The 22,986-nt window shown below is 72.8% G+C and carries 20 protein-coding genes; 6 read left to right on the top strand and 14 right to left on the bottom strand.

Annotated elements, in window-relative coordinates; all coding sequences use genetic code 11:
- Positions 1-95 precede the first annotated feature (95 nt).
- Positions 96-827, bottom strand: coding sequence for a lysophospholipid acyltransferase family protein (locus V1634_RS10420; RefSeq protein ID WP_331207551.1), 732 nt, complete (start codon positions 825-827; stop codon positions 96-98).
- Between the two features lie 256 nt (positions 828-1,083).
- Here V1634_RS10420 and V1634_RS10415 point away from each other — a divergent pair, with 256 nt between their 5' ends.
- Positions 1,084-1,941 (top strand): DUF308 domain-containing protein, encoded by an 858-nt coding sequence (locus tag V1634_RS10415; protein ID WP_331207550.1) that lies wholly within the window; start codon positions 1,084-1,086, stop codon positions 1,939-1,941.
- Between the two features lie 163 nt (positions 1,942-2,104).
- Positions 2,105-3,520 (top strand): alpha,alpha-trehalose-phosphate synthase (UDP-forming), encoded by a 1,416-nt coding sequence (locus V1634_RS10410; protein ID WP_331207549.1) that lies wholly within the window; start codon positions 2,105-2,107, stop codon positions 3,518-3,520.
- 93 nt (positions 3,521-3,613) lie between these two features.
- Here V1634_RS10410 and V1634_RS10405 read toward each other — a convergent pair whose 3' ends face one another.
- The 3 genes from V1634_RS10405 to V1634_RS10395 all read right to left on the bottom strand — a co-directional run bounded on the left by V1634_RS10405 (position 3,614) and on the right by V1634_RS10395 (position 7,091).
- A complete protein-coding gene (locus V1634_RS10405) occupies positions 3,614-4,420 on the bottom strand; it encodes an alpha/beta hydrolase (protein WP_331207548.1) in 807 nt (268 codons plus the stop codon).
- Positions 4,417-5,817 carry a flavin-containing monooxygenase gene (locus V1634_RS10400; RefSeq protein ID WP_331207546.1) on the bottom strand — a complete coding sequence of 467 codons (1,401 nt, stop codon included), beginning with the start codon at positions 5,815-5,817 and terminating at the stop codon, positions 4,417-4,419. Before V1634_RS10400 ends, V1634_RS10405 begins: the two co-directional genes overlap by 4 nt.
- A 299-nt stretch (positions 5,818-6,116) precedes the next feature.
- Positions 6,117-7,091 (bottom strand): glycoside hydrolase family 6 protein, encoded by a 975-nt coding sequence (locus V1634_RS10395; RefSeq protein WP_331207545.1) that lies wholly within the window; start codon positions 7,089-7,091, stop codon positions 6,117-6,119.
- Between the two features lie 336 nt (positions 7,092-7,427).
- On the opposite strand from V1634_RS10395, the gene V1634_RS10390 reads away from it, so the two are divergent.
- Positions 7,428-8,603 carry a LacI family DNA-binding transcriptional regulator gene (locus tag V1634_RS10390; RefSeq protein ID WP_331207544.1) on the top strand — a complete coding sequence of 392 codons (1,176 nt, stop codon included), beginning with the start codon at positions 7,428-7,430 and terminating at the stop codon, positions 8,601-8,603.
- A gap of 28 nt (positions 8,604-8,631) precedes the next feature.
- Here the strand turns inward: V1634_RS10390 and V1634_RS10385 are convergent, their stop codons facing one another.
- From V1634_RS10385 to V1634_RS10370, 4 genes are all read right to left on the bottom strand, one after another.
- The gene (locus tag V1634_RS10385) at positions 8,632-9,360 is read right to left on the bottom strand and encodes an endonuclease/exonuclease/phosphatase family protein (RefSeq protein WP_331207542.1); all 729 of its coding nucleotides are present in this window, start codon (positions 9,358-9,360) and stop codon (positions 8,632-8,634) included.
- 43 nt (positions 9,361-9,403) lie between these two features.
- Positions 9,404-10,351 carry an ROK family glucokinase gene (locus V1634_RS10380; RefSeq protein WP_331207541.1) on the bottom strand — a complete coding sequence of 316 codons (948 nt, stop codon included), beginning with the start codon at positions 10,349-10,351 and terminating at the stop codon, positions 9,404-9,406.
- Between the two features lie 106 nt (positions 10,352-10,457).
- The gene (locus V1634_RS35435; protein WP_407951753.1) at positions 10,458-11,837 is read right to left on the bottom strand and encodes a hypothetical protein; all 1,380 of its coding nucleotides are present in this window, start codon (positions 11,835-11,837) and stop codon (positions 10,458-10,460) included.
- Between the two features lie 112 nt (positions 11,838-11,949).
- Positions 11,950-12,405: an SRPBCC family protein gene (locus V1634_RS10370; RefSeq protein WP_331207540.1), complete on the bottom strand. Its 456-nt coding sequence runs from the start codon at positions 12,403-12,405 to the stop codon at positions 11,950-11,952.
- 163 nt (positions 12,406-12,568) lie between these two features.
- Here V1634_RS10370 and V1634_RS10365 point away from each other — a divergent pair, with 163 nt between their 5' ends.
- From V1634_RS10365 to V1634_RS10355, 3 genes are read left to right on the top strand one after another with little or no spacing between them, the layout of a single operon-like run.
- Positions 12,569-14,383 (top strand): AMP-dependent synthetase/ligase, encoded by a 1,815-nt coding sequence (locus tag V1634_RS10365; RefSeq protein ID WP_331207539.1) that lies wholly within the window; start codon positions 12,569-12,571, stop codon positions 14,381-14,383.
- 14 nt (positions 14,384-14,397) lie between these two features.
- Positions 14,398-16,092, top strand: a complete 1,695-nt coding sequence (locus V1634_RS10360) for a GAF domain-containing sensor histidine kinase (RefSeq protein WP_331207538.1) — start codon at positions 14,398-14,400, stop codon at positions 16,090-16,092.
- Between the two features lie 7 nt (positions 16,093-16,099).
- Positions 16,100-16,768: a response regulator transcription factor gene (locus V1634_RS10355; protein WP_091557164.1), complete on the top strand. Its 669-nt coding sequence runs from the start codon at positions 16,100-16,102 to the stop codon at positions 16,766-16,768.
- Positions 16,769-16,949: 181 nt separating this feature from the next.
- On the opposite strand, the gene V1634_RS10350 is transcribed toward V1634_RS10355, so the two are convergent.
- The 6 genes from V1634_RS10350 to V1634_RS10325 form a co-directional block, all read right to left on the bottom strand.
- Complete coding sequence (locus V1634_RS10350; RefSeq protein ID WP_331207537.1) at positions 16,950-17,390, bottom strand: DUF4395 domain-containing protein; 441 nt, start codon at positions 17,388-17,390, stop codon at positions 16,950-16,952.
- A gap of 182 nt (positions 17,391-17,572) precedes the next feature.
- On the bottom strand, positions 17,573-18,205 hold the full coding sequence (locus V1634_RS10345) for a TlpA family protein disulfide reductase (RefSeq protein WP_331207536.1): 633 nt from the start codon (positions 18,203-18,205) through the stop codon (positions 17,573-17,575).
- Positions 18,206-18,314: 109 nt separating this feature from the next.
- Complete coding sequence (locus V1634_RS10340) at positions 18,315-19,439, bottom strand: glycosyltransferase family 4 protein (RefSeq protein WP_331207535.1); 1,125 nt, start codon at positions 19,437-19,439, stop codon at positions 18,315-18,317.
- Positions 19,436-20,695 carry a M48 family metallopeptidase gene (locus tag V1634_RS10335; RefSeq protein ID WP_331207534.1) on the bottom strand — a complete coding sequence of 420 codons (1,260 nt, stop codon included), beginning with the start codon at positions 20,693-20,695 and terminating at the stop codon, positions 19,436-19,438. The genes V1634_RS10340 and V1634_RS10335 overlap by 4 nt, the downstream gene beginning before the upstream one ends.
- 148 nt (positions 20,696-20,843) lie before the next feature.
- Positions 20,844-21,071, bottom strand: a complete 228-nt coding sequence (locus V1634_RS10330) for a hypothetical protein (protein WP_331207533.1) — start codon at positions 21,069-21,071, stop codon at positions 20,844-20,846.
- Between the two features lie 207 nt (positions 21,072-21,278).
- The gene (locus tag V1634_RS10325; protein WP_331207532.1) at positions 21,279-22,940 is read right to left on the bottom strand and encodes an NYN domain-containing protein; all 1,662 of its coding nucleotides are present in this window, start codon (positions 22,938-22,940) and stop codon (positions 21,279-21,281) included.
- Between the last annotated feature and the right edge of the window lie 46 nt (positions 22,941-22,986).

The raw sequence follows: 22,986 nt of genomic DNA, 5'->3' as shown, positions 1-22,986 counted from the left end.
CGGACCGGCCGTCAGACCACGGACCGGCCGTCAGACCACGGACCGGCCGTAGGCTCCGGGCAGCCGGCGGAGTTCCGGGCAGCCGTCGCGGGGTCTCAGGCGGCCAGCGAGTCGGCGGGCGGCTCGGCGGTCACCTTGCCGGCCGCCGCCTTGAGTTGCTGGTTCTTGATCTTCTGGGCGTAGATGTCGACGTACTCCCGGCCGGAGAGTTCCATCAGCTCGTACATGATTTCGTCGGTGATCGCCCGCTCGACGAAACGGTCGCCGGACATGCCGGCGTACCGGGAGAAGTCCAGCGGTCGACCGAACCTGATCTTGACTCGCTTGATCTTCGGCAGCAGCTTCCCGGGCGGCTGGATCTCGTCGGCGTTCAGCATCACCACCGGCACGACCGGGGCGCCGCTCTCCAGGGCGAGCCGGGCCACCCCGGTCTTGCCGCGATAGAGCCGGCCGTCCGGCGAGCGGGTGCCCTCCGGGTAGATCCCGGCGAGGTTGCCGGCCCGCAGCACCTCGAGTTGGGTGTCCAGCGCGGCCTGCGCGGCCCGCCCGCCGGAGCGGTCGACCGGGATCGTGCCGGTACCCACGAAGAACATCCGCACCAGAGCGCCCTTGAGCCCCTTGCCGGTGAAGTATTCGGCCTTCGCCACGAAGGTCACTTTTCGCTTGACCATCAGTGGCATGAAGATCGAATCGGAGAACGACAGGTGGTTGCTGGCGATGATCGCCGGGCCGGACTCGGGGACGTTCTCCCTCCCCTCGACCTGCGGCCGGAAGATCAACTTCAGCCAGGGCCCGAGGATGACGTACTTCATCAGCCCGTACAGCACCAGTGTCCTTCCCGAGCGTCCCGCGCGTCCCCACGTCGACCGCCGACCGGGCACGACGCACGGGTACGCGTGATGGCGCCGTCGACGGCCGCGGGCGGGAACTGTCGGCAAGAAGCCTACGAAGCGGGTACGCCGCGCCACAACGCACTCCCGCAACCCGTGCCCGCCGTGTCACGATTCATTGCACGGCAGATGCGGCGCAGCCGGCGGTCGGCAACACGGCCGGGCGCCACAGGCCGGTAGGGAGGGTGTCGGGGTGTCAGCGGGTGGCGCCCGCCGGGGACGGCGGGACAACGGGCTGGAGGCGACGGAGTACGCCGTCGCCGGCGACGTGGACCCGCGGCTTGGCGAGCATCTGCTCGACGTGCTGGCGGCGGGCGGCATCGCCGCCTACCTGCAACCCTCCGCCGATCTCAATCCGGTGACCCGGACCACCACCGTGCCGTCCCGGCCGGTGGACCGGCTCTATGTCGACCGCAGCTTCCTGGCCACCGCCAAGGACTACCTGAGCCAGCTCGCCGACGAGGAGACCCCGAGCCAGCCCCCCGCGCCGCGCCCCGATCCCGATCGGGACCCCGACGTGGAGGCGGAGTGGGCCCGGATCGTCGCCGGCTACCACACCGAGGTCGCGGCGGACTCCCGATCCTGGCCCGCCGCCGAGGACGTCGCGGTCGGCGAGACGACGGAACGGGCCACCGGGACCGCGACCAGCCGTCCGGGGACGGAGCTGTCCGGGCCGCCCGACCAGGGCGTACGCCGGCTGCCGTCGGCCACCGAGATCTCCGGAATATCGGTCGGCGGCCGGGCCGACGACCCCTCGCTGCTCGACGGGCTGGACACCTTCGGTGCCGACCTTCCCGACGACCAGGACGAACGGTACGTCCCGCCGCCGCCACCGCCGCTGCCCCGACTCTCGAAGTACGCCGTCGTCGGGGTGCTCGCCATCGTCACCGGCTTCGTGCTCTTCCTCTTCCCGCACCTGCTCCCGATCGACCGGGGCCTGGTCACCGTGCTCGGCTTCGCCGGCATCCTCGGCGGTTTCGTGACGCTGATCTGGCGGCTGCGGCCAGGCAACGAGGAGGACGACGACCCCGACGACGGAGCGGTGGTCTGACCCTCGCCGTCCAAATCGCGAGATTCATCACCACGTGGAGGCAAGGCGTAACACTCGCGTAATTTCGCGTCAGTAGGAATACTGCTGTAAGTTACCTTCCCCTCACGACTACCCCGATCGCTCCTATTCGCGGTGGTCGCCTCGCCCGGAACGAGGTGCCCGATTGCGACAGAGTTCCCTCGTGGTGGTGGCCAACCGGCTGCCCGTCGACGACAGCGTGGCGCCGGACGGCGCCTGTGAATGGCGCCGCAGCCCCGGCGGGCTGGTCAGCGCCCTGCATCCCCTACTCCAACACACCCCGGCGACCTGGGTGGGCTGGGCCGGCGGCACCGGTCCCGCCCCGATGATCGCCGACATCGACCGGGTACGCATGCACACCGTCCCACTGGCCGGCAACGACGTACGGGACCACTACGAGGGCTTCGCGAACTCGACGCTCTGGCCGCTCTACCACGACGCGGTGGAGCAGCCGGTCTACCACCGCCGCTGGTGGGAGGCGTACCAACGGGTCAACCAGCGGTTCGCCGAGGCGGCGGCGGAGGCGGCCGAGCCGGGCGCCGTGGTCTGGGTGCAGGACTACCACCTGCAACTCGTGCCCGGCCTGCTCCGGGCGATCCGCCCGGACCTGCGGATCGGCTTCTTCATGCACGTGCCGTTCCCGCCGCCGGAGCTGTTCATGCAGCTCCCCCGCCGCTCCGAGCTGCTGCTCGGGCTGCTCGGCGCCGACCTGGTCGGCTTCCAGCGCCCGCAGGCGGCACACAACTTCGCCCAACTCGCGACGAAGGTGCTCGGGCTGGCCGCCACCGACCGGCGGATTGCCGTGGACGACCGGGTGGTGCGGATCGGCGCGTTCCCGGTCTCCATCGACATGGCCGAGATGGAAGCGCTGGCGGGGCGCCCGGACGTGGTCACCCGGGCCGCCCGGATCCGGCGGGACCTCGGCGACCCGCAGCACGTGCTGCTCAGCGTCGACCGGATGGACTACACCAAGGGCATCGAGCAGCGGTTGAAGGCCTACAGCGAGCTGCTCGCCACCGGGCACGTCAAGGTGCGGGACACGGTGATGGTGCAGGTGGCGGTGCCGAGTCGGGAGCGGGTCGAGCAGTACCAGATCCTCCGCGACCGGGTCGAGCGCGAGGTCGGCCGGATCAATGGCGAGTTCGGCCGGGTCGGCGAGCCGGCGATCCACTACCTCACCCAGCCCTTCGACCGGGCGGAACTCGCCGCGCTCTACCGGGCCGCCGACATCATGGCGGTGACCCCGCTGCGGGACGGGATGAACCTGGTCGCCAAGGAATATGTCGCGGCCCGGGTCGACAACGGCGGCGCGCTGCTGCTCAGCGAGTTCGCCGGTGCCGCCGCCGAGTTCCCGGAGGCGTTCCTGGTCAACCCGCACGACCTGGAGGGACTCAAGCTGACCCTGATGCACGCGCTCCAGGCCATCCCGGCCGACCTGACGGCCAGGATGACCGCGATGCGCGCGCAGCTCCGGGTCAACGACATCCAGGCGTGGGCCCGGTCCTACCTGACCGCGCTGGACCAGAGCGGCAGCCTCGCCCAACAACTCACCACCAACTAACCGGCCGAGCGAGGCGAGTCATGATCCGGTAGCGTTCCGCTCGCCAGAGCGTGCCGAACGCTACCGGATCATGCGGTGCGTCGGGGTGGATGGTTAGGCGGCGGGGTCTTTGTCCAGCCAGTCGAGGATCGCGTCGATCGGCTCCCGCCACCGGGCGTCCAGCATCATGTCGTGCCCCATGCCCGGAAAGAGCAGCGGGGCGACGCCGTACCGGCCGGCCGTCCGGGTCAGCGCCGACGGCGGCACCACCCGGTCGTCCGGGCTGCCGACCACCAGCATCGGTGGGTTGCCCACCGCCGGCTCGACCGGCCGCTGCCGGAGCAGTTGCCACTGCGCCCGGGCGGAGGCCCGGCCGAGCCGGGCGGCGTACTCCCGGGCCGCCGCGTCCGGCAGCTCCCGGCTGAACAGCTGGCGGTGGTGCAGCCGCAGCCGCCCGCCGAAGACCGCCGGCAGCGTACCGGCGGGGTTGCGCAGCAGCGCGGTGCCGAGCGTGCCCCAGCCGCCGAAGACCGGCGCGACCAGCACGCCGGCCCGGGCCGGATAGCGGGCCAGCGCGTGTGCCACCACGAGCGCGCCGGCACCGTGCCCGACCAGCACCGCCCGCCGGTCCAGGCTCGTCGCCACCTGGACCACGTCGTGCGCGTACGCCCGCAGCGTCGCCTTCGGCGCCGGGCCGCTGCCGCCGTGCCCGCGCAGGCTGACCGCGTGCGCCGGAAACGCCCGCGACGCCGCGTGTTCGAGCCAGTGCTCGGCGAACGCCCACGCCCCGTGCCCGAACCCGGGTACGAAGAGCAGCGGCGGCTTGCCCTCCGGCGCCTCCGGCGTGGCGGCGCGCACCTCCCGGAACACCGCCGGCACCGGGCGGGTCCAGTCCCGCACCCGTACGACCCGGGTCTTCACGCCGCCACCTCCAGCTCGTCCAGGGTGCGCTGCAACACGCGCAGATAGTCGATGTGCCCGATCTCGAACCAGTGCCGGGTGCTCTCCTTCACCTGGGCGGAGTGCCACCGGTTGCCGGCCTCGGCGTCGACCCGGGCGGCGAAGGAGCGGGCCCGTTCCGGCGCCGCCTCGCGCAGCCGCAGCCAGCGGGCGATCAGCACGGCCTGCCAGTGCACCAGCGGCAGCAGGCCGGAATCCGGCTGGAGCAGGCCGGCCACGGCCAACGTCGGGTGCCGCCGGGGGAAGGCGTTGAGGTAGAGGGCCGGTCGGCCCGACGCGTCGGTGCCGAGCAGCTCCGGTGCGAGGAACTCGAAGCGCGGGAGGTAGCCGGTGGCGAAGACCACCAGGTCCGGCTCGATCTCCCGCCCGTCGACCAGGGTGACGCTGTTGCGGCGGAACCGTCCGACGTCCGGCACCGGGGTGATCGATCCGTGCCCGAGCTGGTAGACGAGGTGGCTGTTGACGATCGGGTGGGTCTCGAAGACCCGGTGGTCGGGGCGGGGCAGGCCGAACCGGGTCAGGTCGCCCACGGTCAGCTTCAGCACCCGGTGGAAGAGCCACTGCCGCAGCCGCAGCGGCAGCCGGTACGGGGCGAGGGAGTCGTTGACCTGGTCGGCCGGGCGACCGAAGGCGTACTTCGGGGCGTACCAGTAGCCGCGCCGGGTGGAGTGCCAGCACTTCGCCGCCTGCTGACCGGCCTCGACCGCGATGTCGCAGCCGGTGTTGCCGGCACCGACCACGAGTACCCGCTTGCCGCGTATCTGGGTGGCGTCCTTGTACGCCGACGCGTGGATCACCTTGCCCCGGAACTCGTCCAGCCCTTCGTAGGCCGGCATCTTCGGCGCCCAGTTGTGCCCGTTGGCCACCACCACGGCCGCGTACCGGGAGGTGCGCTCGGCGCCGTAGCCGCCGGTGCTGCGGGTGGTGACGTCCCAGCGCTCCCCGTCGGCCGGCTCGACCCGGACCACCTCGGTGCCGAACCAGATGTGCGGCCGCAGGTCGAAGTGGTCGGCGTAACGCTCCAGATAGGACAGTAGCTGGCTGTGGTGCGGATAGTCCGGCCAACTGTCCGGCATCGGGAAGTCGGGGTATTCGGTCAGGGGGCGGGACGAGATGAGGTGGGTGCTGGCGTAGACCGGACTGCGGTCGTGCCGCCAGTTCCAGGCCCCGCCGACGCCGGTCTCCCGTTCGTAACAGTCGACGCCGAAGCCGTACTCCTTCAGGTTCTTGGTCGCGGTGAGGCCGCTGGCCCCGGCGCCGATCACGCAGACGGTGCCGCCCCGGTCGTAGACCGGTCGTCCGTCCCGCCAGAGGGTCGCGGCCGGGTCGTTGCTCTCCTGGTCGCTGAAGGTGGACACCGAGAAATCTCCTTTTGTCCGGCACGAGTGCCGACGTGCGGGGGAATCCTCTCGGCTGCCGTCGCCCTTGTCCAGCCCAACGCGCACCGTTCTGCGCTAATCGGGGTACGGGTCCGCACGAGCTGCGGCTGGTCGGCGGCGGTCGACCCGCGCCGCCTCCCGCAAGAGTTTCGGTGGATCGTGCCGTCCGTTCCTCTTGCGGGAGGCGCGGTGTCTCCTCTTGCGGGAGGCGCGGTGTCGCTTTGTCCGCACACCACCGGCGAACCGGTTCGCCCGGTGATCGTCGAGCGTCACCCAGCTCAGTACCCGAAGATCATCCTGTAGGCCACCTCGGGCAGGAACTGCCCGGCGCTGGAGCCGCCGCCGACCCCGCAGTTGCCGTCGGACTCGCCCGGCGTCTTGAGCCACAGCAGCATCTCGGCGCCGCCACCGAGCTGGGTCGGTGTGCCGATCCTGCGGCCGGCCGGGTTGCACCACTCACCGTTGGACCCGTTGCCGTTGCGGCTGGTGTCGATCACGAAGGGCTTGGTGTAGCCGAAGTTGTTCCGCAGCGTGGAGGCGACCGAGTTGCCGTAGTTGGTGTTCTCACCGGTGGTGAAGTAGTTGGATACGTTGAGCGCGAAGCCGTGGGCGTTGGCAACGCCGGCCATGTTCAGGCGTTGTGCCATCGTCTGCGCGGCGACCCAGCCGGGGTTGCCCGCGTCGAGGTAGGCCCACGTGTTGGGCGCCTTGGACCGGAACTGGTTGGCGGCCCGGCTGAGCATGCCGACGCGGTCGTTGATCTGTGCCTGGCTCATGCAGTTGAAGTCGCCGAGGGAGTCCGGTTCGAGGACCACGACGGCGGGCCGGTTGCCGATGGCGCCGGCGAAGGCCGAGATCCATGCGTCGTAGGCGGCGACGCTGCCGGCACCACCACCGGAGTGTCCGCCGCAGGCGTCTCTGCCGGGCAGGTTGTAGGCCACGAGCAGGGGGAGTTTGTCGACGGCGTCCGCGGCGCCGACGTAGTTGCCGACCGCGGCGCCGATGTCGCCACTCCAGTTGCCGAACCAGGAGGCCATCGGTTTCTGGGCGATCTCGGTCCTGATCGCGCTGGCGCGTCCGTCGCCGGAGTTGGCGGCGGCCCACGTCGCGGGGCTGGAGTTGGGATTGACGTAGAAGCCGCTGGTCTGGCTGACCGGGTCGGCGTGGGCGGCCGACGAGCCGAACAGGATCGTCGGGACCGCCACTGCCAGCGCGCTTGCCAGCGCGAGCAACGGACGGGCGGGTCGTCTCATCGCGAGTCTCCTAGAGCGTTGGGACGTGCATCGACATGAACTGGTGCTGGGTGCCCGGACGTCGCTCGCGGGCGACCGGCGAGGGAGGCGCCGCGGCGCGGACGTCCGGATCCCGAAGCTGACCGATCGACCTCCACCGGCCTGACCACCGCGCTGCGGGCCGGCTCCCTGTGGGGGCGGCGTCGAGGCGCTGGCGCACTCCTACGGGCCGAGGTGTGGGCGATACTGGAAGCGCTTCCGGGAGATCCTATCCATTAACATCGATTTAATGGTGGGGATCGAGCGAGTAAAAGTCAAGGTTGCTCCACGGCATCGGCTTCGGTGCGTCGCCCTCTGATGGTCGAAACTGGAAGCGCTTCCAGTCGTGTCGACCTTGGCCGCCGGAGGCCGATACCATCTAGCGGCGAGGTCAGCACCGCCGGTACGGAGGTTGGCGCCGATCGAGCCACGCCGGGTGCCCCGTCGCCGGCCTGTCCCGACGTTCGGCCGGAAGGACGCGGCATCAAGATGGAGACTCGGCGCCAGCCCACGCTCGACGAGGTGGCCGCGCGCGCCGGGGTGTCCCGCTCTGCGGCGTCCCGGGTCCTCAACAAGGCGCCGCACGTCAGTCGCGCCACCCGCGACGCCGTCGAGCGGGCCATCAAGGAACTGGGGTACCGGCCCAACCGCACCGCTCGCGCCCTGGCCACCCGGCAGACCGGAATCGTCGCCCTCGCCATCTCCCACGACGACCCCGAGTTGTTCGCCGATCCGTTCTTCGGTCAGGTCATCGTCGGTGTCTCCTCGGCACTCGAGGACACCGACCTGCACCTGCTGTTGTGCCTGGCCAGCCCCGGCCGGGGCCGGTCACGGCTCACGAACCTGCTCAACACGCGCGGCGTCGACGGCATCATGTTGATGGCGCTGCGCGGAGACGACCCGCTGACCCACATCGTGCGCCGAGCCGGCCTGCCGGCCGTGTACGGCGGTCGACCGCTGCACTTCAAGCCGCAGTGGTTCGTCGACTCCGACAACCTCGGTGGGGCGCGACTCGCTACCGAGCACCTCATCAGCCTCGGCCGAACCCGCATCGTCACCATCACGGGCGAACTGGGCACCGAAGTCGGCACGGCCCGCTACCGCGGCTATCGCGAGGCGTTGATCATGGCGGGTCTGACCCCGTACGGCATGGCGGAGGGTGACTTCACCGAGGGCAGCGGCGCCGCGGCGATGACAAGGCTGCTCGACGACCACCCGGATCTCGACGCCGTCTTCGCCGGCAGCGACAACATGGCGGCCGGGGCCATGCGGGTGCTGAGCGAGAGAGGTCGGTCCGTACCGGCGGACGTGGCGGTCGTGGGCTTCGACAACCTGGGAATCGCCGAACGGACCGACCCACCGCTGAGCACGGTCCATCAGTCGATCCAGTCCCTGGGCAAGGAGATGACCCGGGTGCTCATCGAACTCATCGCGGGGCGGGAGACCGCCTCCCTGATCCTCCCCACCAGACTGGTACTGCGCGGCTCCGCGTGATCGGTCGACGTCGCCGCGCCACGGCGATTCAGCCGGCCGCCGGCAACAGCAGGTCGGCGCGGATCGGGAAGTGGTCGCTGGCCCGCCGGGTCTGCTCGGTGTCCACCACGTCGTAGCCGAGCACGCTGATCCGGGGGTCGACGAAGAGCGCGTCGATCCGGTCGCGCGGCTGCCGGCACGGGAACGTGAACCGGGACTCGCCGCCGGCCACCACGGCCGCGTCGGTCAGCCCGTCGGCCACCGTACGCCAGGCGCCGCCGCCCGAGTTCTCGTTCAGGTCAGCCCCGACCACCACCGGCAACCGCGTCGCGGCCAGCTCCTGCTTGAAGAGGTACGCCTGACCGGGGCGCTCGGTCGGGTCGGTGGAGAGGTGCGAGCCGGCCAGGGTGAACCGGGCAGCCCCGACCCCGCACTCGGCGAAGACCGCGCCGCGCATGTGCCGCCCCGGCGTGAGCGGAAACTGCCGGCACCAGGTCTGGTAGACCCGGACCCGGAGGCTCGTCAACAGCAGGTTCCCCAGGGCCGGCAGGCCGCCGCCCGCGACCACCAGACCGAGCCGGTCGGCCAGGGCGGCGGACTTGTGCCGCCAGCGGAACCGGCGCGGCGCCTCCTGCACGATCACCACGTCCGGCTGCAACGCCCGGACCGCCCCGGCCAGCGCGTCGGTGTCGTCCCGCTGGCCGTGCACGTTGTAGGAGAGCACCCGAAGGCGCACCGGTGCCGCCTCCGCACCGACGGACTGCTGCTGCTGACCCACGCCGTACCCCTTGCTCGTCCGTTCCTTCCCGCCCCGCGCCGGGCTAGCGACGCCGGGCCAGGTCGGCGGCGCCGACCATGCCGGCCGAGTTGCCCAGCTCGGCGGGGCGGATCTCGGCCACCGGAATCTTGGCACGCGCGGCGAGAGCGTCCGTGAAGGAGCGGCGGGTCGGGCCCATCAGCAGGTCACCGGCCTCCACCACGCCACCCCCGACCACCAGCACCTGCGGGTCGAGGATCTGCGCCATGTCGGCCAGCCCGATGCCGAGCCAGTGCCCGATCTGCGCGAACGCGGTGCTGGAGACCGGGTCGCCGGAGCGGGCGGCGGCGGTCACCATCGGGCCGTTGATCGCGTCGACGTCACCGCCGGCCAGGTCGAGCAGTACGGTGGCCCGGCCCGGCTCCTGCCGCGCTCCGGCCCGGGCGAACCGGACCAGGGCGTTGCCGCTGGCGTACTGCTCGATGCAGCCGAGCCGGCCGCAGCCGCAGAGGTGGCCGTCCGGCACCGAGAGCATGTGCCCGAGTTCGGCGGCGATGCCGTGCGCGCCGCGCAGCAGCTCCCCGCCGAGCACGATGCCGCCGCCCACCCCGGTACCGATGGTGAAGAGCACCATCGAGTCGTCGGCGTCCCGGGCGGCCCCGTGCCGGAACTCGGCCCAGGCGGCGACGTTGGCGTCGTTCTCCACGATCACCGGCAGCCCGACGGCATTGCCGACGAAGTCGCGCAGCGGTTCGTCCCGCCAGGCGATGTTCGGGGCGAACAGCACCGTGGACCGGTCGGCGTCGATCCAGCCGGCAGCGCCGATCCCCACCGCCTCGACCTCGTGCTCGGCCGCCAGCTCCTTGACCACCTCGACGATCACGTCCCGGGTCCTGGCCACGTCCTCGGCGGGGGTGTCCCGGCGTGTCCGCGCCCGCACCCTGCCGTCGACGTCGACGACCCCGGCGGCCACCTTGGTACCTCCGACGTCGACTCCGATGGTCAGCGTCACCGAGCCGCTCCCCTCTGCCACACCGCGCCCACGCGGTCACTGTCCCGCCACTGCCGCCGTACCGTGCCGTTCCCACCCGGCGCCACCGGCGGACCCGTCCCGGCGGTCAGCCGTCCTCGCCGGGGGCGGCCTGCTCGCCGGGACCGGCGGCGACCGGTCCCTCCGGGGGCCGCGACGCGGGCACCGGGGGTCGTCCGGTGGCCGGCGGCGCGGCGGGCCGGGCCTGCTCCGCCCCGGCCGGGGTCACCCGGTCCGGACCGGCGGTCGTCCCGGTCTCCCCGGTTCCGGCCTCGGCACGGGTGGCGGCCGCCCAGACGTCGTCCGGCTCGCCCGCCGGCCACGAATCATGCCTGGTACTGGTCGCCTCGCGCCACACCGTGTCGTGCCGGGGCCCCGGCACGTCGGCCGACGGGGCCCCGGGCGGGGCGCCGGGAGCCGTGGAATGCTGCGCGGCGCCCCCGCTCCCGGCGCTGACGTCCGGGTCGGTGGTGCTCGCGCGGGTGGCTGCCGCCCAGCTGTCCCCGGTCGTCGCCCAGCTGTCCCCGGTCGTGTCGTCGCCGGTCGCGGAACCGGCGGTACCGCCGCCCGGACCGGTGCCGCGTTCGGCGGGGGCGGTGACCGAGGAGAGGGCGCGCAGCAGGCTGGCCACTCCGGCCGCGAAGTCACCGGCGCCGGTGGCCAACCGCTCGGCGAGGCTCGGACTCGGGTCGCGCAGCGCGGCGATCGACCGGCAGACCGGGCAGACACAGCACTCGGGATCACCGGTGGCGAAACCGTCCCCGAACCGCGCCCCGGTCCCGGAGGGCGCCCCGGTCCCCGAGAACGCTCCGGTCCCCGAGAACGCTCCGGTCCCCGAGAACGCTCCGGTCCCCGAGAACGCTCCGGTCCCCGAGGGCGCCCCGGTCCCCGAGGGCGCTCCGGCCGGCGACTCCCCTCCGTCGTCGGACGGCGCTCCGGCTGTTGTCCGGCCCGATTGCGCCCCGGGTGCGGTCCGGCCCGATTGCGACGGCACCCCGCCGGTCGGCGGCGCTGTGTCGTCGAGAGGTGGTGGGATGACGTCGCCGGGAGGTCCCGAGGTGGCGTCGCCGGGAGGTCCCGAGGTGGCGTCGCCGGGAGGTCCCGAGGTGGCCGCCAGCCCGGACTCCGCCGTCGCGCCGTGCGGCCGGGTCGGACGGGTCGGTTGGGTCGGACGGGTCGGTTGGGTCGGACGGGTCGGTTGGGTCGGTTCGGCGGGGTTCCGCGCGGCGCCGTCCGTCGGCGGGGCACCCGGGGTGGCCGGCTCGGGGCGGTCCGCTCGGGGCACCACACCGCTCTGGTCCAGCACCTCGGAGATCATCTGGCCGAGCGGGCCGAAGGACACCGCCCGGTCCCGTGCCTCCGACGCGGCCGACCGGGCCATCGCCAGCGCCGCGGCGACCAGCCGCTCGGCCTCCTCCCGGGCGGAACCCGGATCGGGTGTTCCCCCGTACGAACCACTGTCGTCCATGATCGGCTCCTCTACGCCCGCCCCGCCCGAGGTGGTCCCGGTATCCGGCCCGGAGCCGTCACCGCCCTCCGGGCCACCGTCGCGCCCAGGGTCGCCGTCGCGCCCGGGAGCGTCACCGGGTCCCGTCAAGAGTTTCCACCCGCCGTTTGAGCTGCGTCAGGGCGGCATCCATGATCATCTTCTCGGCCTTGCGCCGGAACATCCCCAACATGCCGACCGAGAGCTCGACCTCCAGGGTGTAGGTCACCGTCGAGGTGCCGTCCCCGTTGTCCTCGATGTCGTAGGACCCGTTCTGGACCTTCTGCATCCGCGAGGGCTCCACCAGGTGCCACTCGATCCGCGAGACGTCCTCGGCGTACTCGTAGGCCAGGGTGTACTCGTCGGTCATCACCGAGGCGTCGAGCACGAACCGCACTTGAGCCGGGTAACCGTCCTCGTACTCCTCGAGCACCTCGACCCGCTTCACCGCGTCGGCCCATTCCGGATAGCGCGGAAAGTCGCAGATCACCGCCGTTACCCGAGCCGGCGGCGCGGCTATGACGATGGACTGGGTGGAGGAATCCGCCATGCCCGGCAGGCTACCGCGCAGCGGGGCGACTCCGACTGACCGCCTCGACCCATTCGTTCCGACTCGACCCACCTGGTCGGGCGGTCCGGTTCGCTCGAAGGTAGGTTGCGGGTAGTCCGACCGGCCGGGCTGGCCGGGTCGATACGAGCACGAGGGAGTGCAGGTGCGCGAGTTCTCGGTTCCCCCAGCGGTCACGATCGGGGACGCGGCCAACCTCACCGACCCGGTCTGGGACAACGCCGAGGAGGCCCCGGAGAGCGTGCAGTTCGTCCGGCGGGCCGTCGACGCCGCCGGACAGCAGGACGGCTGGACGGACGTGACCTGCCGGCAGTTCCGCGACGAGGTGGTCGCGGTGGCCCGGGGACTGATCGCCGCCGGGATCAACCCGGGCGACCGGGTCGGGCTGATGAGCCGCACCCGCTACGAGTGGACCCTGATCGACTACGCGATCTGGGCGGCCGGCGGGGTGACCGTACCGATCTACGACACCTCCAGCCCCGAACAGGTCGCCTGGATCCTCTCCGACTCCGGGGCGGTGGCCTGCGTACTGGAGACGAACGGGCACGCGATGACGCTGGCCGGAGTCCGGGACCGGCTACCCGGCCTGGAGCAGGTCTGGCAGATCGAACTCGGCGGCATCGACGAGTTGGTGGCGCTCGGTGGCCGGGTCGACCCGGCCGAGGTCGACGTACGACGCAAGGCGGTCAAGGCGGCCGACATCGCCACCATCATCTACACCAGTGGCACCACCGGACGCCCCAAGGGCTGCGTACTGACCCACCGGAACATGCTCTCCGACATCTGCAACGCCATCCCGGTGCTGCCGAACCTCTTCAACGAGGGCGCCTCGACCCTGCTCTTCCTGCCGCTGGCCCACTCGTTCGCCCGGCTGATCCAGATCGGCACGGTCCGGGCCAGGGCCACCGTGGCGCACAGCGCCGACACGAAGAACCTGGTCGACGAGCTGAAGGAGTTCAAGCCCAGCTTCGTGCTCTCGGTACCCCGGGTCTTCGAGAAGGTCCACACCGGCGCGGTGCAGAAGGCGACCGACGAGGGGAAGGCCAAGATCTTCGCCACCGCCGAGCAGGTGGCGATCGCGTACAGCCAAGCCCTGGACACGCCGTCCGGACCGAGCCTGGGCCTGCGGCTGCGGCACCGGGTCTTCGACCGACTGGTCTACCGCAAGCTCCGGGCCGCGCTCGGCGGACGCTGCCAGAACGCCATCTCCGGAGGAGCACCGCTCGGCGCCCGGCTCGGGCACTTCTTCCGGGGCGTCGGGGTGGTGGTCTACGAGGGGTACGGGTTGACCGAGACCTCCCCGGCGGTCGCGGTGAACCTGCCCGGGGCCATCCGGATCGGCACCGTCGGCCGGCCGCTGCCGGGGGTGACCGTCCGGATCGCCGACGACGGAGAGATCCTGATCTCCGGTGACGTGGTCTTCCAGGGTTACTGGAACAACCCCGAGGCGAGCGCCGAGGTGCTCACCTCGGACGGCTGGTTCCGCAGCGGCGACCTCGGCGAACTGGACGACGACGGCTTTCTCTGCATCACCGGGCGGAAAAAGGAGATCATCGTCACCGCCGCCGGCAAGAACATCGCCCCGGCCGTACTGGAGGACGGGATCCGGGCGCACCGGCTGATCAGCCAGTGCATGGTGGTCGGCGACCGACGGCCCTTCGTCGCCGCGCTGGTCACCATCGACGAGGAGGCGCTGCCGGCCTGGCTGCGCGAGCACGGCCGGCCGGACGGCACCCCGGTCGGGGAGCTTCGCGACGACCCCGACCTGCGCGCCGAGATCCAGCGGGCCGTGGACGAGGCGAACCGGGCGGTGTCCCGGGCCGAGTCGGTCCGGCAGTTCCGGATCCTGCCCCGCGACTTCGCGGAGGCGACCGGCGAGTTGACTCCGTCGATGAAGGTCAAGCGGAGCGTCGTGGAGAAGACATACTCGGCGGAAATCGCCGAGATATACGGCAACTGACTACCATCCGTCAGGTGCCCGCCTCGACCTCCGGCCTTCCCCGTCCGCACCCGCTCGCGGCGGCGGCGCGGGTCATCATGCTCGCGCTCGTCGCGGTCCTCACCCTGATCGCCACCCGGGAGCCCGGGCAACTCCGCTGGGTCGCCCTGCTCGCCGTCGCCGGCATCCCCGCCGTGGTCGCCCCCGGGCACCGGGTACTGGCCCCGCTGGGCCGGTTCGCCGAGGTCGTCCTGGTCGGGCTGGCCGCCGGCCAGGTCGCCGCGGCGGCGAACATCGGTACCCCGATGCCCGGGGTCGGAGCGTCGGCGATCCTGCCCTACCTCGCCGTACCCCTCACCGTGGCGGCCCTGCAGCGGCGGATCCGGGAGGGCATCGCGCTGATCGTGGTCGCCGCGGTGACGCTGGTGGTCAGCGGGGCCCTCACCGTCGGGGACGGCGGGCCGCAGATCAGCCAGGTCGGCTATCTGACCGTGGCTGCCCAGTGGGTGATCCTGGCCGCGCTCGGGCTCTTCGCGGCGGGTTCGCTGCAACGGATAGTCCAGGCCCGCGGCGAGCCCCGGCCGCAGCCGTACACCGAGGCGACCCGACTGCTGACCCAGTTACGCAGTGTCGCCCGACAACTGCCCGGAGCAACCCTCGATCCGGGCAGCATCTCCGAGCACCTGATCGAGGAGTTGCGCGGGGTGACCCGGGCGGACCGGGCCGCCGTGCTCTCCGCCAGCGGCGGCGGCCGGCTGGTCGTACTCGCCCAGGCCGGGGTGGACCGGGTCGACTGGGAGACGACGCTGGACGCCGACTCGGCGATCGCCGACGCCTGGGCCAGCCAGCAGCCCCAGACGGCACACCGGTCACAGGCCCGCTCGCACTCCGGCGGCGAGGTGTCGGCGCTGGTCGTACCGCTGGTCGCCGGGGTACGGACGGTCGGCCTGGTCACCCTGGAGGCCGACGTCTCGGGCGCCTATCCGCCCCCGGTGGTGGCCCAGGTGACCGCACTGACCCGGCCGGCGGCGCTCCGGCTGGAGGCGGCGCTCCTCTTCGACGAGGTACGGTCGCTGGCCACCAACGAGGAGCGGCAGCGACTGGCCCGGGAGATCCACGACGGGGTGGCCCAGGAACTCGTGATGGTCGGGTACGGCATCGACAACGCCCTGGCCACCCTCCCGCCGGAGGCCGAGGAGACCGCCGAGGAGCTGCGTACGCTGCGCGGCGAGGTGACCCGGGTGATCACCGAACTGCGGCTGAGCCTCTTCGAGCTGCGCAGCGAGGTCGACCGGCACGGCGGGCTCGCCGCCGCCATCGCCGAGTACGCCCGCACCGTCGGTGCCTCCGCCGGCCTGCGGGTGCACTACACCCTCGACGAGTCCACCGCCCGGCTGCCGGCGGCCACCGAAGCGGAGCTGCTGCGCATCGCGCAGGAGGCGATCACGAACGCCCGCAAGCACGCCGGGGCGTCGAATCTCTGGGTCACCTGTGCCGTGGACCCCCCATTCGCCCAAATTGAAGTGTCGGATGATGGTCAGGGCATCGCTGACCAGCGGCCCGATGGCAGGTATGGTCTTGCGATCATGGCGGAGAGGGCGGAACGTATCCGGGGCCGGCTAGAGATCAGTCCGCGACACCCCAGCGGCACGACGGTGGCAGTGGTGCTCGGAACCTCGTCCCGGCGCGATAACGTGCGCGATAGCGTCACCGCATCAGAAGGGGAGTAACCCGAGCATGACCACCAGCCCCATGCCGACCACTCGGACCAAGGTCCTGCTCGTCGACGATCATGACCTGATTCGTAAGGGCCTGCGGCACGCGTTCGAGCGGGACCGGCAGTTCGAGGTCGTCGGCGAGGCCGCCACTGCCGCCGAGGGGGTCCGCCAGGCCGGCGCCCTGCAACCCGATGTAGTGATCATGGATCTCCGCCTTCCCGACGGGAGCGGGCTGGAGGCGACCCGGGCACTGCGCAAGTCCAGCGCCACGATGGGAATCGTGGTGCTCACCATGTACGCGGGCGACGACCAGCTCTTCGGCGCCCTCGAAGCCGGTGCCAGCGCCTTCGTGCCGAAGACCGCCCCCGCCGACGAGGTCGTCGCCGCCGCCCGGCACGCGGCCTCCTCGCCGAGTGCGTTCACCGCCGCGGATCTGGCCGAGGCGATGAAGCGCCGCCTCGCCCCGTCCGGCCCGCAGCTCTCGCCCCGGGAGGGCCAGGTGCTGCGCCTGCTGGCCGACGGGATGAGCGTCGCCGGCATCGCGAAGCAGCTCTTCGTCAGCGAGTCGACGGCCAAGACGCACATCTCGAAGCTCTACGAGAAGCTCGGCGCGGCCAACCGGGCCCAGGCCCTGATGACCGCGCTCCGGCTGGGCCTGCTCGAAGCGCCGGACGCCCCGAAGTTCTGATCGTCGGCAGCTCTGATCGTCGGCGGCGGGCCCGCCGGGGGCCGGATGCCAGCGGTACGGCCGCTGGTCTCCGGGCAGCCCCGGCGCCCCGCCGCACCTGCCACGGCAGTCACCGCAGGCACAGCCGGCACACCACGCACTGCCGCAGCCGGTGACCGGGTCGGCGGGGTCCCCGACGTGGTCAGTTCGAGGGATTGGGTACCCGGGCGGGGATCGCCCGGCCGGTCATCCGGCGGAACGCCAGATAGGTCTCACAGCCCAGGCAGAGCCCGAACGCCCCGTTGAGGAAGGCGGCGGCCAACGCCAGGCAGGAGACGAGCAGCCCCAGCCAGGTCACGCCGGAGAGATAGCCGGCGGCGGCCACCAGCATGAAACCGAGCCCGAGAAGCTGGGCGAAGCGTACCGGCGCCACGGGCTCCAACTCGGCGGGACGGGCCAGCCGAGGCGCCAGCACGGCCCGGAACAGCAGACCGTACGGGCTGCGGCGCGGGTCGACGGCGGCGATCGCGAACACCACCGCCTGGGCCAGCGCCAGCCAACCCGAGCCGGTGACGAGTACCACGACCAGGACGAGCGTGGTGACTACCGCGGCAAAGCGCGGTCCACGGGGGTCGAGCAACATGTTCACCTCGGTGGGCAGGGACGGCGCCGGTCATCGGCACGGCGCCCGTCGGGACGTGGACGCGGGATTGCCGCCGGGTCGTCTAGCTGGTCAGTAGCGGAGCGGGGAGGCCGGCCGGCCGGGGCCGACCTTCCGGTGCCGGGACGGTACGCCCACCCCGACACTCCCGGCGGTCCACCGGGTCATGACGGCCCCCGGCGCAGCAGTGGCGCCACCGCCGCGAGGACCTGGGCCCTGGCCGGCACTCCGGCGGCACGCTGCACGATCCGCCCGTCGGCGTCGACCACTAGCACGGTGGGGGTACGCCAGATGCCCAGGGCCCGTACCGCCGGCAACTGGCTCTCCGCGTCGACCTCCACGTGTCGTACCCCGTCCAGGGTGTCGGTGACGTCGGCCAGTACCTGCCGGGTGGCCCGGCACGGCGCGCAGAACGCCGACGAGAACTGGAGCAGGGTGGCGGAAGCGCCCGGCCGGATCCCGAGCGCGGCCAGCAGTCCGGGGTCGACCGGCAGTCCGACCCCGACGCCCGGCGTGGAGCCGTTGTCAGCGGCCGGGTCCGCGCCCGGCGGTGGTGGCGCCGCAGGAGGCCGGCCCCGGAGGTCGACAGCCGGATCGGAGACATCGTCCGACCGCGGCGCGGAGCCGGGCCGGGAGAGCGGGGTGGTCGGCGACTGCCGCCGGAATCGTCCGTCGAGGTGGCGGCGCCACAGACCGTAGCCGGCGGCCAGCAGCAGGGTGGCCACCGCCGCGACGGAACCGCTCAATGCGGCGTTCTGCACCACTACAGACTGCCATGCCCAGGCGTCGATGACCATCGTTGCATGTCACCTGTTCCCCGGGCCGGCCTCATCGCCGGACGGGGAAACCGGCGTACGTTCCCGGTGCGGGCGGTACTGATGGGGGCCTACCGGGGCGGGGAGCCGGTCAGCCGGTCAGCAGTTCCGTCATCCGCCGCGCCTGCCGCTCCCAGCGCCACTCCCGCTCCACCCAGGCGCGACCGGCGGCACCCATCCGGCGGGCCAGCTCCGGGTCGGCTAGCAGCGTCGCCACCCGGTCGGCGAGCTGGCCGACGTCCCGGCCGTCGACGACGTACCCGGTCTCGCCCTCCAGGACCGCGTCCGGGGCGCCACCGGAGTTCCCGGCCACCACCGGCAGCCCGGTCGCGGAGGCCTCCAGATAGACGATGCCCAGGCCCTCCACGTCCAGCCCGCCGTTGCGGGTCCGGCACGGCATCGCGTAGACGTCCCCCGCGGCGTAGTGCGCCGGCAGTTCGGCGGTCGGCACCGAGCCGGTGAAGACCACCTCGCCGGCGACTCCGGCCCGCCGGGCGAGCTTCGCGAGCGTCGCCCGGTACGGTCCGCCGCCGACCACCAGCAGTGCCGCCCCCGGCACCCGGCGACGGATCTCCGGCAGCGCCCTGATCAGCGCGTCCTGTCCCTTGCGCGGCACCAGCCGGGAGACGCAGACCACCACCGGCCGGTCGGCCAGGCCGTGCCGGGCCCGGACCTCGGCCCCGTCCACGTCCGGGTGGTAGACGTCGACGTCCACCCCGGGAGCCAAGCGGCGCAGCTCGGTGCGGCCACCCAGCACCCGATCCAGCCGTACCCGGGTGTATTCCCCCAGGTAGGTGGTGACGTCGACACCGTCACCGATCCGGCGCAGCGCCGACCGGGCACCCGGCAGCGCCGCCCAGCCGACCTCGTGACCGTGCGTCTGGGCCACCGCCCGGCCGATCCCGGCGCGGCGGCGCAGTCCGGCGGCGAGCAGCCCCAACGGGGCCGCCGCACCGAACCAGACGGTGTCGCAGTCGTAGGACCGGGCCAGCTCCGCCGCCCGCCGCGCCACGTGCCGGGTCGGCAGCAGTACCCCGGTCGGCTCGCGGACCACCTCGAACGGTTGGTCGGCGTCGAACTTGTCGGCGCCGCGCCAGGTGGAGGCGTAGACCAGCACGGATCCGACCGGCTGCCGTACCGCCAGACCGTGCACGAAGGACTGGATCCCGCCGGGGCGCGGCGGAAAGTCGTTGGTGACGAGCAGAGTCCTGGTCAACCGCCGGCTCCTCGGGCGTACGCGCGGGCCGCGGCCATGCGCTCCACTGTGGATGGATGACTCGCCCGGAAGAGGTACTCCCACTGGGGCGGGTCGGGGTCGGCGAGGTTGACGCTGGAGAGCCGCCGCTGCATCGACTCGAACGAACCCGGGTCACCGGTCAGCGCCAGGGCGTGCGCGTCGGCCCGCGCCTCGACCTGCCGGGAGACCCAGGCCTGTGCCGGCGTCGCCACCAGCCCGGCCACCGTCACCAGGGCCAGCAGCAGCGGAAACGCCCGTGGCTCGGCCACCGAGTCGACTCCGGCGGCCCGCAGCAGCGCGGTCGACGAGCCGAGCAGGTAGAGCGCGACGACCGCCGCCGCCGCGCCGAGCGCTCCGGTGAGGGTGCCGGTCAGCACGTCCCGGTCCTTCGCGTGGCCCAGCTCGTGCGCGACCACGCTCGCCACCTCGGCGGGCGGCGCCTCACGCAGCAGGGTGTCGTAGACGACGATCCGCCGGGTCGGACCGAACCCGGAGACGTACGCGTTGACCGCCCGGGTGCGCCGGGAGGCATCCGCGACCAGCACGTCCTGCACCGGTACGCCGTCGGCGTCGGCCAGCGCCATCAGCTGGGTGCGCAGCGGCCCCGGCTCCATCGGGGTGAACCGGTTGAAGATCGGCTCCACCAGCACCGGCAGGATGAAGGAGAGGAGCGTGACCAGCGCCGCCGCACCGGCCGCCCCGAACGCCCACCACCACCTCGGGGCCAGTCGGGTCACCGTGTAGAAGCCGAGCAGCGCCACCGCGCCGATCACGGCACTGACCGCGTACGACTTGAGCAGGTCGACGGTCCACCCGCCCCAGCCCTGGGTGGAGAGCCCGTAGCGGGCCACCACCGCGTGCCGCCAGGCGGCGAACGGCAGGGTGACCAGGTCGGCCACCAGCACCACGGCCAGGCCGCCGAGCACGGCCTGGGCGATCCAGTTGTCGCCGAAGGGGCGCCCGACCAGGGCGATCAGCTTCGCGCCCAGCGGGGTGAGGCCGAGCAGCAGGGCGATCACCAGCCCGACGGCCAGCGCGGCGTAGCCACCGGGGCGCAGCGCGGCGGCGAAGGCCCTCCCCCGGGCCACCTCGGCCGGATCCAGCTCGTCGAGCGCGGCGAGCTGGTCGGCGCGGGGCGCGGGTGGGCGGTGCCACGGCACCAGCAGCGCGGTGGCGGCGACGAGCAGCAGCACGAGGGCGACGAGGGTCAGCCCGGCCCAGGCACGCGGCGTCATGCCGTCGTCCGTACCCACTGGGTCATCCGCTCCGCCCTTTCGCCGGCCCGATCGCGCGGCCAATCCTATGCCGGACCCGCCGGCCGGAATCCCCTGCCGGGCGGAGTGTGCCGGGCGAGCTGCGCCGGCAGGACCGCGCCGGGGCGGACTATGCGACCCGGCGACCCCGGCGCCGGCTGGCGAGCCGGGTCGGCGCCGAGACCGGGGCGTCGAGGATCTCGACGTCGAATCCGGCCCTGGTGAAGACCTCGATCGCGTGCATCTCGTCGGCGGTCAACGAAGCCTGCCCTGGCGGCTGGTCCAGCAGGGCACTCACCAGGCACCCGGAACAGGCCGCACCCCGGAGGAGGGTGCAACTGTCGCAGTCGATGAGCATCTGCTCACTCCTCAAAGCAGCGGGAGACGGTGTTGTCGTGACGCGGCCACCGTCCGTGACACCCACCGTAGAACAGGGGTACGACAAAACCTCCGTTGCCGCCCAACGCCCCCATCCAGATGATCAACGGACAAAGCGGCGGCGGCCGGGCCACGGCGGGGCACCGACCATTCGCACGTCGTGGACAGGTCGAGCCGGAGGTGCTGGTCAGGACCGGGCGAGCCGGCGAAGCAGCGAGTCCGCGCCGAGCGGGTAGGCGCCGTGCCGGCGTACCCCGTCGGCGACCTCGCGGTCGGAGGAGACCACCACCACCGGCCGCCCGGCCGGCTCCGCCCGGACCAGCCGGCGGATCAGGTCGTCGGCGGTCTCGCCCTTCCGGGAGAAGAGCACCCGCACCCCGCGCGGTGCGGGCGGCAGCCCGTGCATCCGCTCGGCGCCGTCGAAGACGACCGTCACCTCGTCACCGGTCTGCGCCGCGATGCCGCCCAGACCGGTGATCAGACGCTTGCGCTGCTGCTCCAGGGACATGTCCCCGAAGCCGCGCTTGGTGACGTTGTAACCGTCCACCACCAGGTGCGCGCGGGGCAGGGCCAGCAGCTCGTCCAGCCGGACCGGGTCGTCGGCGTCCAGCGCCCGGGCCGAGTTGGCCGTCGCCGGACGCTCGGCGAACGCGTCGGCGACGTAGTCGGCCGGCAACCGGTCGGCGGGATCGAGGGCGAGTTCCCGGCGGAGTCCGACCGCAGCCCGGCCGATCGTCTCCAGCAGCAGCCAGAGCCGGGCGTCGTCGACCGACCGAGCCTCCTTGGCGGTCTGCCGGACCGCACCGGCGGCCGCCTCGGCCTCGGCCAGCCGGGCTCGTACCCTGCGCAGCTCCGCCTCGTGGTCGGCCGCCGCCCGGCTGGCCCGCCCCTTCTCGGTGGCCAGCAACTCGGCCGCCCGGCGCTGCCCGGCCTGGGCCTCCCGCAGGGTCCGGCCCAGCACCCGGTTCTCCTCCCGGAGCTGTCCCAACTCCTCCCGGAGCCGGGCCACCTCGTCGCGCAGCTTGTCGGCCTCCACCTTCGCCACCGCACGGTCGTGCTCGGCCCGGGTGGCCCGCTGCTCGGCCTCGCGGACCAGTTCGGCGACGACCGCGCTGTCGGCCTCGGCCCGGACCGCCGCACCGGCGTCCTCGACCAGGTCACGCCAGCCCGGCGGCCGGGTCAGGTAGGCGAGCGCGGCGACCTCCACCGGATCGGCGGCGGCCGGACTCGCACCGGAGACCACCACGGAACCGAGTTCCCCGGCCTCGGCGAGGACCCGGCTGGCGACCCGCTGCCGAAACAGCGGATCGGCGGCGAGCTGGGTGGCGATCGGTCCGCCGCCGAGCCGGGCCCGCCGGTTCGGCGCGAACTTGGCGACCCGGCGCAGCGGCGGCGGCAGTTCGTCGGTGGGCAGCGTCGGCAACGCGGCGGCGGCCAGGCTGACGATCCGGGCCCGCACCGGCTCCGGCAGGGTCGGCTCCAGCTCGCGATCCGCAGGTCCACCGTCGCCCGACTCGGTACCAGCCGATCCGGTACCGGCCGATCCGGCACCGAGGGGGTCGCCGTCGCCCCACCCACCGGCGCCCGACTCGGCACCAGGCGACTCGGTGTCGATCGGGTCGTCGCCGGTCGGCTCCGTCAGCGGGCCGGCGGGCGGCACGGCCGCTCCGCCTCCCGGACCGGGCGATGTGTCGGTGACCAGCGTCGATTCCGCCTCGTCGGTGCCGGGTGCGGCCGGACGCGGCTCGTCGGTGCCGCCGTCCCGCCCGGGATCGCCAGCACGCTCAGCGCGTGCGAGCTGCGCCGCCTCCTCCGGGAGGCGGTCGTCGGACGGTTCGGCGCGGGGCATGCCGCCAGTCTCCCACCGACACCCTACCGATCGCCCAACACCTCAG

It is taken from the genome of Plantactinospora veratri (genome assembly GCF_036421995.1).
Classification (GTDB): domain Bacteria; phylum Actinomycetota; class Actinomycetes; order Mycobacteriales; family Micromonosporaceae; genus Plantactinospora; species Plantactinospora veratri.
This window is presented reverse-complemented; position numbering and strand designations above follow the sequence as displayed.

Excerpts from the sequence above, each read along its gene's own strand:
- V1634_RS10350 (WP_331207537.1), bottom strand. The coding sequence starts at position 17,390 with ATGTTGCTCGACCCCCGTGGACCGCGCTTTGCCGCGGTAGTCACCACG.
- V1634_RS35435 (WP_407951753.1), bottom strand. The coding sequence starts at position 11,837 with ATGGACGACAGTGGTTCGTACGGGGGAACACCCGATCCGGGTTCCGCC.
- V1634_RS10355 (WP_091557164.1), top strand. The coding sequence starts at position 16,100 with ATGACCACCAGCCCCATGCCGACCACTCGGACCAAGGTCCTGCTCGTC.
- V1634_RS10370 (WP_331207540.1), bottom strand. The coding sequence starts at position 12,405 with ATGGCGGATTCCTCCACCCAGTCCATCGTCATAGCCGCGCCGCCGGCT.
- V1634_RS10330 (WP_331207533.1), bottom strand. The coding sequence starts at position 21,071 with ATGCTCATCGACTGCGACAGTTGCACCCTCCTCCGGGGTGCGGCCTGT.
- V1634_RS10390 (WP_331207544.1), top strand. The coding sequence starts at position 7,428 with ATGGTCGAAACTGGAAGCGCTTCCAGTCGTGTCGACCTTGGCCGCCGG.
- V1634_RS10395 (WP_331207545.1), bottom strand. The coding sequence starts at position 7,091 with ATGAGACGACCCGCCCGTCCGTTGCTCGCGCTGGCAAGCGCGCTGGCA.
- V1634_RS10325 (WP_331207532.1), bottom strand. The coding sequence starts at position 22,940 with ATGCCCCGCGCCGAACCGTCCGACGACCGCCTCCCGGAGGAGGCGGCG.
- V1634_RS10335 (WP_331207534.1), bottom strand. The coding sequence starts at position 20,695 with ATGACGCCGCGTGCCTGGGCCGGGCTGACCCTCGTCGCCCTCGTGCTG.
- V1634_RS10345 (WP_331207536.1), bottom strand. The coding sequence starts at position 18,205 with ATGGTCATCGACGCCTGGGCATGGCAGTCTGTAGTGGTGCAGAACGCC.